Origin of the sequence: Streptomyces sp. NPDC096311 (genome assembly GCF_044763085.1) — a bacterium.
In the GTDB taxonomy this organism is placed as follows: Bacteria; Actinomycetota; Actinomycetes; order Streptomycetales; family Streptomycetaceae; genus Streptomyces.
In genome coordinates this window covers 17,314-27,927 of sequence record NZ_JBIWFN010000048.1, presented here as the reverse complement: position 1 = coordinate 27,927, position 10,614 = coordinate 17,314, and the positions used below count along the sequence as shown (strand labels likewise).

Annotated in this window: 4 protein-coding genes and 3 pseudogenes; 5 read left to right on the top strand and 2 right to left on the bottom strand. The window is 69.4% G+C overall.

Features of this window, described 5'->3' with window-relative positions:
- Window positions 1-116: 116 nt before the first annotated feature.
- Window positions 117-245, top strand: a pseudogene (locus ACIRA5_RS52660) (IS256 family transposase); the annotation flags it as partial.
- A gap of 72 nt (window positions 246-317) precedes the next feature.
- Here the strand turns inward: ACIRA5_RS52660 and ACIRA5_RS52655 are convergent.
- Window positions 318-1,430 (bottom strand): PP2C family protein-serine/threonine phosphatase, encoded by a 1,113-nt coding sequence (locus ACIRA5_RS52655; protein WP_403705575.1) that lies wholly within the window; start codon window positions 1,428-1,430, stop codon window positions 318-320.
- Between the two features lie 585 nt (window positions 1,431-2,015).
- Here ACIRA5_RS52655 and ACIRA5_RS52650 point away from each other — a divergent pair.
- The 3 genes and pseudogenes from ACIRA5_RS52650 to ACIRA5_RS52640 form a co-directional block, all read left to right on the top strand.
- Window positions 2,016-3,785, top strand: a complete 1,770-nt coding sequence (locus ACIRA5_RS52650) for a hypothetical protein (RefSeq protein WP_403705572.1) — start codon at window positions 2,016-2,018, stop codon at window positions 3,783-3,785.
- Window positions 3,786-3,814: 29 nt separating this feature from the next.
- Window positions 3,815-5,785: a phosphocholine-specific phospholipase C gene (locus ACIRA5_RS52645; protein ID WP_403705569.1), complete on the top strand. Its 1,971-nt coding sequence runs from the start codon at window positions 3,815-3,817 to the stop codon at window positions 5,783-5,785.
- 413 nt (window positions 5,786-6,198) lie between these two features.
- Window positions 6,199-6,708, top strand: a pseudogene (locus ACIRA5_RS52640) (transposase family protein); the annotation flags it as partial.
- A 54-nt stretch (window positions 6,709-6,762) separates the two neighbouring features.
- Here the strand turns inward: ACIRA5_RS52640 and ACIRA5_RS52635 are convergent.
- Window positions 6,763-6,930: pseudogene (locus tag ACIRA5_RS52635) on the bottom strand (molybdopterin-binding protein); the annotation flags it as partial.
- Between the two features lie 514 nt (window positions 6,931-7,444).
- Here ACIRA5_RS52635 and ACIRA5_RS52630 point away from each other — a divergent pair.
- On the top strand, window positions 7,445-10,543 hold the full coding sequence (locus ACIRA5_RS52630; RefSeq protein WP_403705566.1) for a hypothetical protein: 3,099 nt from the start codon (window positions 7,445-7,447) through the stop codon (window positions 10,541-10,543).
- The last annotated feature ends 71 nt before the right edge of the window (window positions 10,544-10,614 follow it).

Genomic DNA, 10,614 nt, shown 5'->3' with positions numbered 1-10,614 from the left:
GGTTGGGCGGGGGGGACGTCTTTTTTTGCCCCCCGGGGGGGGGGGTGACGGGGGGGGGGGGCCCCCCCGGGCCCCCCCCCCCCCAACGGTTGAGTGGCGCCGACGGTGTACCTGTCGTCAAGAAGATCACCAACGACCAGGAGGAGCTGCCGGCCTTCTACAACTTCCTGGCCGAGCACTGGATCCACCCGCAGACCACGAACCCCATCGAGTCCACCCTCGCCACCGTCCGGCTGCGGACCAAGGTCCGAACGGCTCGTGCTGCGCCCCGTTTACCGACGTCGACCTTCTCTTCGCACTGGACAACGGCCCCGAGGTCAAAGGCGCACGATGATGAGGGCGGTGTCGTCGGTGACGCCGTCGGGCGGGATCAGGTCGGCCAGCAGGGCGTCGGCGAGGGTTTCGGGGTCGGCTCTCTGGTGGCGCGCCAGGGACCCGGCGAGCCGGGCGAGGCCGGTGTCGATGTCTTCGTGTCGGCGTTCGATCAGGCCGTCGGTGTACAGCACGAGGAATGCGCCCTCGGTGAAGGGCGTGGTGGCCTGCAGCCAGGGAGCGTGTTCAGGGTGGGCGCCGAGTGGGGGGTCGGTGGCCTGGTCCAGGAACTCGACCGTGCCGTCGCTTTGCAGAAGGGCCGGCGGTAGGTGGCCGGCGCTGCTGTAGGTGATGTCGTGGGTGTTCCAGTCGACGAACGCGTTGGCCACTGTGGTGTTCTCGGCGCCTGCGACGGAGCGGGCGTACAACTCGAGGACTTCCAGAGCCCGGGCGGGACCCTCGGCGACGCGGGAGACAGCGCTGAGCGCGCTGCACAGTTGCCCCATGACGCCGGCCGCGGACAGCCCGTGACCGACCACGTCGCCCACGGCGACCCCGAGGCGGTCGCCGGGCAGATCGACCAGGTCGTACCAGTCACCGCCCACGTCCAGCGCGCCGATGGCGGGCCGGTAGCGTACGGCGACGGGATGGCGCCCGACCGGGCGAGGAGGCAGCATCGCCTCTTGCAAGGTCAACGCGACTACGCGGGCGCGGATGAGTTCGGTGACCTCTTCCACCCGGTGCAGCAGCAGCGCCACCCGTCCGTCCGCACCGAAGACGGGAATGTTGGTCACGCTCCAGTAGCTCGCGTCTCCTGCCCCGGGCCGGCCGGGGTCCCCCGGCTCGAACCGCTGCAGCTCCATGGTCTCGGGCTCACCGGTTTCCGCGACCCGGCATAGTGATGCCTGGATGTTGCGTACGACAGGTGCATCGGGGTGGTTCGGGCTGTCAGCGAAATCGTCGGGCATGCAGCGGCCGATTACTTGCTCACGGGTGCGGCCGAGCACGCGCAGCCATTCCTCGTTGACGTCCGCATAGACCAGCTGCGGGGTCAGGAGTGCCACCGCTCCGGGAAGGGCCTGGAACACTGCTGTGTAGTCGATCTCAGGTTCCGTCATGTCCGTCCCGCCTCGACGCGCTGATGTCTCTTTGCACGGTAGGCGCCGCGAGCCAGGGCGGTGGTACTCCTCTTGCCGTCGAGCTGGCCAGGTCACACGGGTGGCCCTCGGCGCCTGCAAGCGAGGGCATCCCGCGTAATCACAGTTATTGGCGGGCCGGTTGTAGGCAGCGGGGAGCGGTTAGCCCCCGATCCCAAGATCGCCGTCCGCTGCGAAGCCGAGTGCTGAGCGCATCCGGCATCGTCCTGCTGTGTGCACAGCATGGCGCAACTCGTTGAAGAGCGCATGACGTCGTATCCCCTCGAGCCGCCGCTCGGAGGGATGCGGCTCTTCTCGTTTCCATGGACCGTTGCGGAGTCCAAAGACCTCGAAATGCCGCTGCTCAGATGGGGTTTCGCGTGCAAGCGCCGGCCGTTCGGGCCGCACAGCGGATCCTCAGATCTCCGTCTGCTTCCCGGCCGGCGGCAACCCGTCGTTCACTGGCCCGTCGCCGTGGAACGGCTTGCTTGGAGCGAAGTTATCTAGACAACTTTGCTCGCCCGGGTGCCGCCGCGGTGGTACCTGGGGCGGAGAGGACCCAACACCATGCCACCTCTCTCACAGGACGTCGCATCCGGGAGCAGCATCACGATCAGCTCCACGACACCCCCGCAACGCGGCGACAAGCTGACCTTCACCTGGGCGACGGACGCTCCCGACGCGAAGAACTGGGTCGGCGTGTACGACGGCGACCGGCTGCCCGGCAGCGGCAGCAGCTCCCTTGTGTGGGCGTACGTCTCCGGCACCTCCGGGCAGACGACCCTCGACACCTCCGGCCTGAGCGGCGGGCCGTACACCGCGTACCTGCTGGCCAAGGACGGCTACGGCATCCTCGCCGGGACCGAGCCGTTCAGCTTCGCCGGCGCGCCCGCGCCCACCGGCGACTCGATCGAGCTGACGACACCCACCCCGCACGAGGGCGACAAGGTCTCCTTCCACTGGGCGACGGACGCTCCCGACGCGAAGAACTGGGTCGGCGTGTACGACGGAGACCGGCTGCCCGGGCACGGCTCCTCCCTTGCCTGGGAGTACACCCCCGGGGTCTCCGGCGACATCACCCTCGACACCTCCGGGCTCAGCGGCGGGCCGTACACCGCCTACCTGTTGGCCAAGGACGGCTACGGCATCCTGGCCCGCACTGCCCCGTTCAGCTTCGTCGTCCGCCCCGTGATCCCGCGCCCGTACGCGGTGGTGGACGCCGTCACCACCGCCGCGCAGACCGCCGGCACGGCCTTCTCGGTGCGGCTCGGCGGCTTGTGGATCAGGCCCGAGGGCAATGCCGCCGGCGGCGCGACCTTCGAACGCGTCGCAGGCGACCCGTGGTTGTCGGTGGCCGCCGACGGCACGGTCAGCGGGAAGGTCCCCGCTTTCGCGCCGCGGACGCCCGGCCGGGTGGTGGCCGCCGTCACCGACAGCGTCGTGGGCAGCGACACCGTCACCGTTCAAGTGCCGTTGCGTACCTCCCGGGAGCGGCTTGGGCTGAAGGTCGCCACGCTGAACCTCTGGGATGCCGGCACCCACGTCGACGGGTTCCTGGAGAAGCAGCTGCGGCTGGTGCTCACCCAGGGCCTGGACGTCGTCGCGCTCCAGGAATGCGGTGACAAGGGGGCCGAGAACCTCGCCGGGGCGCTCGGCTGGCATGTGCACCAGGCCGGTGGCCTCGGCATCGTGAGCCGCTACCCGCTCACCGACGTCGTCGCCCCGATCGCGGCGCTCCCGGCCGCCGCGGCGACGCTGCACCTGCCCGGCGACCGCACGGTGCGTGTGTGGACGGCCCAGCTGGACGAGGCCGAATACGGCCCCTACGCGCTGCTGGCGGGACGGACGGCCGCGCAGGTCGAGGCGGCGGAGAAGGGGACGACGCGCTACCGGCAGGTACAGGCGCTGGTGGCCGCGATGCGGCCGGAGCTCGCCTTCCGCAACCCCGTCCTGCTGGCGGCCGGCCTCGCCTCGCCGTCCCACCGTGACTGGACGAGCCGGACGGCATCGGCGCACGGGGGAGTGGGCCGGGTCCGCTGGCCGGTCACCGAGGCCCTGGAGCAGGCAGGCCTCGTCGACGCCTTCCGCGACGCCCACCCCAACCCGGTGAAGGAGCCCGGCACCACATGGTCCCCCGTCAGGCCGCAGCACGAGGGCGGCGGCGCGGAACCCCAGGACCGGGTCGACCAGGTTCAGTACGCGGGGCGGCTGAAGGTGCTGGAGGCACACAGCCTCTTCACCGGCTGGCCGCGACCGGTGCCGGACACCGCTGCCAACGGCTGGCCCTCCGACCATGCGGCCGCCGTCGTCACCTTCTCCCTGTCCGTCCGCGGCTGACCCCCAACGACCCGAAGGACGTTCCTCCCATGACCGAGATCAGCCGCCGCACCTTCATCGGCACCACCGCAGCCGGAGCCGCCGTTGCGGCCGGACTCCCCGGCACGGCGCAGGCCGCGGGGCGCGACGCCCGGCACGGCAGCATCGCCGACATCAAGCACGTGGTGATCCTGATGCAGGAGAACCGCAGCTTCGACCACTACTTCGGCACCCTGAGCGGCGTACGGGGCTTCGGTGACCGCCAGGCGACCGTCCTCCCGGGCGGCGCCCCGGTGTTCCACCAGCCCGCCAGAGGTCCCAAGGAGGGCTACCTCCTGCCCTTCCGTATGGACACCACGAAATACAACGCGCAGAACGCGGGTGGCCTCCCGCACGACTGGGACTCCGGCCACTCGGCCGTCAACGGCGGCGCCATGGACAAGTGGGTCTCCGCCAAGGGCCGGCGGACCATGGGCTACTTCACCCGGCAGGACATCCCCTACCAGTACGCCCTGGCCGACGCCTTCACCCTCTGCGACGGTTACTTCTGCTCGCTGAACGGCCCCACCGACCCCAACCGCCTCTACCTGTGGACCGGCACCGCGGGCCCTGGCATCGACGGCACCACCGGCCCGTGGACCGACAACACGCCGGTCACCGGCAACCCGGTGGCCGACTGGACGACGTACGCCGAGCGCCTGGAGGAGGCCGGGATCAGCTGGCGCGTCTACCACAACCCGGACGGCTCGGACGACCGGTACGGCGACTACGACGACAACGCCCTGTCGTACTTCAAGCAGTTCCACGCGTTCCCCAAGGACGACCCGCGCTACATCAACGCCATGACGAAGTTCGACCTCACGGCGTTCGACCAGCACTGCAAGGACGGCACCCTGCCCACCGTCTCCTGGCTGGTGGCGCCCTACCTGTTCTGCGAGCACCCGGCGGCCAGCCCCGACTACGGCGCCCACTGGGTCAACACCGCACTGCAGTCACTGTTCTCCAATCCCGAGGTGTGGAAGCACACCGTCTTCCTGCTCATGTACGACGAGAACGACGGGTACTTCGACCACGTCATCCCGCCGTTCCCCGAGCCGGGCACCAAGGACGAGTTCGCGAACGGCAAGCCCATCGGCCTGGGCAGCCGGGTGCCGCTGTGGGTCGTGTCGCCGTGGTCGCGCGGCGGCTGGGTCAACTCCCAGGTGTTCGACCACACTTCGGTGCTGCGCTTCCTGGAACGCGTCACCGGTGTGCGGGAGCCCAACATCTCCGACTGGCGGCGCACCGTCTGCGGCGACCTCACCACCTGCTTCGACTTCGCCAGGCCCGACTACAGCATCCCCGGGCTGCCGGACACGGTCGCCCTGATGGCGAAGGCCGACGCCAACAACTCCCTGCCGCCGGTCGAGCTGCCGGACGAGCAGTCCATGCCCGCGCAGGAGGAGGGACGACGACCGCACCGCCCGCTGCCGTACCGGCCGTGGGCCGACGTGACGGTCGACCGGGCCACCGGCAAGGTCACCTGCACGCTCACCAACGACGGCAGCGTCGGCTACCACTTCACCGTGCTGCCGAACACAGCCCTGCCCTTCACCGGTACGCCGTTCACGGTCCCGCCGCGTTCGTCCCGCACCTACGTGTGGGACGCCACGGCGACCGACGGCCGCTACGACTTCTCCGTGTACGGCGCCGACGGGTTCGTCCGCCGCTTTTCCGGCACCGTCGTCCGTGAGGGCCAGGACGACGTGGCGGTGCCGTCGGTCACCGCGGCGCTGCGGCACTCCGGGCGCCCGGAGAACTCGTCGCTGGAACTGGAACTGCGCAATGCCGGCGGCACCGAGGTGGCTTTCACGGCCATGCCGAACGACTTCGCCGGCAAGGGACAGACCGTGTGGGTCAAGGCCGGGGACCGCACCCGGCTGACGTGGCGTACCGACGAGGGACGGTACGACGTCACCGTCACCGCGGGTACCGGCACCCGCTTCGCCCAGCGTTATGCGGGAACCGTGCAGGCCGGGTGAGGCACGCCGGCTGGGACCGTTCGCAGGCTGCGGCCCGCGACCGGTCCCACGCCGGCGTCGTCCTGGCGAAGGGCGTCGGCTCCGTCTCCCTGATTCCCAGTGCAGGCGGTCGGCTCATCTGATCCCTCCGTGGATACTCCGCCCTTCAGGGCGGAGAGGAAACGGACTCCTGCGGAGCAGGGCAGGGAAAGACGATTCCCCGCCAGGGCGGATCGTCGTTCGCGGCTGGCTGCGGACGCGAGAGAGGGGATCAGGCACGTATTTCGTGAGGACGATCAACGAGGTTCGGTCTCGGTGACGTGGCGTCACCTGGGACCGTGGTGCGGTGTGATGAGCTCGTCGGTGACCTGTTTCCGCACCTCAGCGCGTTACAGCTGGAGCGTGTGTTCTTCGACTGCGGAGTGATTCGCCTGATGGCGCGTACTCGGGAGGCTGAGGTGGCCTGCCCTGGATGTGCGGTGATGTCTAACCGGGTACACAGCACGTATGGAAGACGCCTTGCCGACACGCCGGTTGGAGATCGGCCGGTGCTGATCGAGCTGACGGTGCGGCGGCTGTACTGCGAGAACTTTCGTTGTTCGCGGCGTACGTTCGCCCAGCAAGTCGAGGGGCTGACCGTTCGCTATGGCCGCCGCACTCCTGCCGCCCGGCGAGTTCTGGAGGCTGTCGCCGTCGCGCTGGCCGGTCGGGCGGGGAGCCGTCTCGCCGCTATCCTGCACGCACCGGTGAGTCGGACCACACTCCTTCGGGCAGTCATGGCCATGCCCGATCCGGCCTGGACCGTTCCCAAGGTGCTGGGCGTCGATGACTTCGCCACCCGTCGCGGACAGCATTACGGCACCGTGCTCATCGACTGCGAGACCGGCCAGCCTCTCGATCTGCTGCCTGGCCGTGACGCTGCGACCCTGACCGGCTGGTTGCGGGAACATCCCGGCTCCGAGGTCATCTGCCGTGACCGGGCCGGTTCTTACGCCGAGGATGTTCGTGGTGTAGCCGCCGTACGAGGTGACAAGGGCGTGCTCTGCAGCCGTCTCCATGTCCGCGAGCAGGACGTCCAGGGACACGCCTTGCCACTGGGCGCCGAACTTCGACCACTTCGTCACACAGTGCAGGTCGACAGTCGGGGACTCCGCCGGGAGCGCCATCAGGCCTGCCCAGTGATGGTCTGCGCGAGAGTGTCAGTTGGACATCGTCATCTGAGTGTCAGTGGCGCAACCTCAGTGACCTGGTGATTGGCACTGACGGGTAGTGCTCACCTGTTGCTGACGCGAGTGACGAAAGGTCAGGTCAGTCTCGCGCCGACTGCTATAGCGGTTGCAGAGTTTGCGCTGGTCAGAGACGTGAGTTCCAACCATGGAGGTGGGCCCCGTCCGGTTGGCAGGGTGAAACTGCTGTGTGTCCAGCAGGGGTTAGCCCTGGCAGCCAGCGAAACGTGGACGGCGGCAGCGGCAGCTTGCGTGTCCAGGCTGGTGCCGGGGGCGAAGCGGTCAGGCTGCTGGGGCGGCCCGGCAGTATCACTGCGGGGGAGGGGCGATGGCGTGAGCCGAGGCCCATGTCGGTGGGAGCCCGTAGGCTTTGAAGGTTCCGCTGTCTGAGCAGATTCCTTCACAAGGGGTGCGGGTGCCGGCTCTTCCTCTTCCCAGTGCCACGGGTGTGCGCGTGGCTGGGGACACCTACCAGTGGTTGTACGTGTGGGAGGGGTGCGTCCAGGCCTACAAGGATTTGTGGGAAGGCGTGCCCGGCGCGGTAGTGGCGGTCGGTGTCGAGGTCGCTGGGGCCGGCAATGTGGACGATGTCGTCTACTACTGCGCGGATGGGGAACCGACCCGCTACGCGCAGGTCAAGTACGCGGTGGACGCGTCGACCGTGGTGGGGGAGGAGTACCTGTTCAAACCGAGCGGTGATGGCGGTCCGTCGATCCTGCAGAAGATCACCCGTTCCTGGCAGAGCTTGGCCCGGAATGGGACGCCGGTGCAACTGGCCCTGCTGACCAATCGGTTGGCGGATCCGGCGGATGACCTGCTCAAGGATCGGGACGCGCGAACCGGTCTCCTGCTTCCCCGAGCAGCCAAGGACGGTCGCCGGTCCAGGCGGGGCAAGGCACGGGCCCGCTGGGCCACCCATGCCGGGCTCAGCGAGGCCCAACTCCTGGAACTTCTCGGCGTGTTGGAGTTTCACCTGGGACGTGATGAGTCCGTTCAACGCGCCCTCGTCTCCCGGCTGATGCAAGCCGCTGGCCTGCGTCACGATGATCAGGCGATGATGGCCGCCCTCCAGTGGGTTGCTCAGCAGGCCATCAACGGCAAGCGCCGGTTGTCCCTCGCTGACATCCGCGACGCGGTCAGCCGACTCGGCCTGCCGGCCGCTCACTCGGCTAAGCCCGGCATCACTCACCCCATGCACGGCGACGCACCCGCGTTCGTCGCAAGACCCCGCCCTGTCACCGACTGGCAGCCCGACCGCCTGGGCGTGCACCGGGCCGTCCAGGAGCACGACCGCTTGATGCTGCCCCCCTACGTCGAACGGGACCACGACGACGAACTCCGCGACCATTTGGGCACGTTGGCCAGCAAGGGCGCGGGCATGGTCGTCGTGCGCGGGGACTCCTGCACCGGCAAGACCCGCTCGGCCTGGGAAGCAGTGACGGCCTGCGTGCCCGACTGGCAGCTGCTGTACCCGAAGTCCGCCGCCGGCCTGCGCTCCTGTCTCCAGGCCAACGTGCTCACCGGTCCCACCGTGGTCTGGCTGGACAACGCCCACTGGCTGTTCGCCGAGGCGGATGGCAACCGTGCCGCGGAAGACCTGCTCGGACTGCTGGACCAGCCGCCCGTCCCGGTCTTCGTCCTGGCCACCATGTGGCCCAGACCCATCGAGGCGCCCGGATCGGAACCCGAGCAGCAGGAACGGACCCGGCACATCCACGGCCTGCTCGACCTGGCCTGCACCGTCAACCAGCCCCAGGCTTTCGACTCCGGCGCACTCGACCGGTTCGAGGACCAGGCTCGCGGGGATAGCCAGTGGACCCAGGCAGCCGTCCAGGCCCGCGCGAACGGTGAACTGTGCCAGCGCCTGGCGGCCGCCCCCGAACTCCTGGACCGCTACCGCCATGCCGACCACGCGCCCGGCAAGGCCGTGGTCACCGCAGCCGTCGAGGCCCGACGCCTGGGCGCACGCGGACCGCTTCCCCTGACTTTCCTCAAGCAGGCCGCCGTCGGCTATCTCAGCCCCAAGGAATGCCTCGCACTGGACCGGCAGACCTGGTTCGACGACGCCCTCGCCTGGGCGCGGGCCCCGGTCAAAGGGGTGGTGTCGTGCCTGCAGGGAGTCCTCGCCCAGGATGGCATCGGCGAGGCGGCGGACCTGGTCGACCTCAGCGACATCATCGAGCAGCAGATCGCCCCCGAACGGTGGGGCATCAAGCCTCCAGGCACACTGTGGCAGGCCGCGCAGACGGAGTTGGCCGACGGGAACGACCTGGAAGCCCTCGCCCTGCGGGCATTCGCGTTCGCCCGCTTCCGCATCGCCCGGGACCTCTACGTCGCCGCCCTCGACCGCGACACCTCCTCCGCCTTCGAAGGCCTGTGCTTCTCCTACGTCGAGACCGACCGCATCCGCACCCGTCGAGGCCTGAAGGAATTGTGCGACCAGGTCGAGCGCGTCCACGACGGCGGCGCCAGCCTCGCCTACCTGGGTACCTCCCTCATGCAGTTCGCCCTCGCCGACGAAACTGTCGAATACCCCGACACCCTCCGGCCCCTGGCCGAAGGACTCCTGAGCAGGGCCTGCCGCGAAGGCAACCGCAACGCCCACGTCGCACTGCAGTACTTCCTGAACGCACAGGGCCGCCACCAGGACGCCGAAGCCCTCACACCGCCGCCCGAGCCCCCGGCACCGCACGACTCCGCCCAGCTCCTGCACGACGCTGCCGCAGGCGACGCGACCGCCCTGGAAGGACTGCGCAAGGCTGTGTCCAGGCAGAACGAGACGTTCCATCAGATCGCGGCCGCCGCCTTCAGCGGCAGCGCCGCCTTGTCGCGCTGGCCCACCAAGCTGGCCCGCACAGGCGCCCCCGAACTGGTCGAAGTGCTGCTGCGCGCCAGCACCGACAGCGGCGAGCGGCAAGCCCGGCAACAGCTGGTGGACTTCCTCGACGACCAGGAACGCACCCATGAGGCCGACGCCGTGCTCCGCGAGGTCGCCGCCACCGACATGTACGCCCTCAACGCTCTGTTCCACCGCCTGTGGCCCCACCGGCCCCGAGCCGCCCGAGAGGTCCTCACCGAGGCCGCGCAGGCCGGCCACATCCTGAACGTCCTGACTGTGCTGCGACCCCTGACCCAGAGGGGACACCTGCCCCGCGACCGCCGCTTCGCCATCACCGCTATCCGCGTGCTGGCCCGGCTCGGCTACGAGCCCGCCCAGGTCCAGGTCGCCCGAATCCTGCTGGCCGAGGCGGACGAACTCGAACGGGAGAAGACACCGCAGCACGGCCTCGTCGCCCCCAAACGCGACGAGGCGCACCACCTGCTGCGGCAAGCAGCCCCAGGCCACCGCGAAGCCCGCAGCCTCCTGGGCCAACTGGCCGAGCAGGAGGACAACCACGCGGAGGCGGCCCACTGGTACCGCCAGGCCATCGACGCCGGCGACTACGAGATGTTCCCCTCCCTCTTGCAAGCACTGCACCAGGGGATACCGCCCGCCGAGGGTGAGGTTCTTTACGGCCTCGACGCCGACGGCAGCCCGCTTCCCACATGGTGATGCCGCGGGCCTGCCCCACCCCGGCAATCTCAGCCGCACGACAGCGACATGTGCCGTGGCCCTGTCTGCGC

What these genes read in the sequence shown, in the direction of transcription:
- ACIRA5_RS52645 (WP_403705569.1), top strand. Translation starts at nt 3,815, where the DNA reads ATGACCGAGATCAGCCGCCGCACCTTCATCGGCACCACCGCAGCCGGA.
- ACIRA5_RS52650 (WP_403705572.1), top strand. Translation starts at nt 2,016, where the DNA reads ATGCCACCTCTCTCACAGGACGTCGCATCCGGGAGCAGCATCACGATC.
- ACIRA5_RS52655 (WP_403705575.1), bottom strand. Translation starts at nt 1,430, where the DNA reads ATGACGGAACCTGAGATCGACTACACAGCAGTGTTCCAGGCCCTTCCC.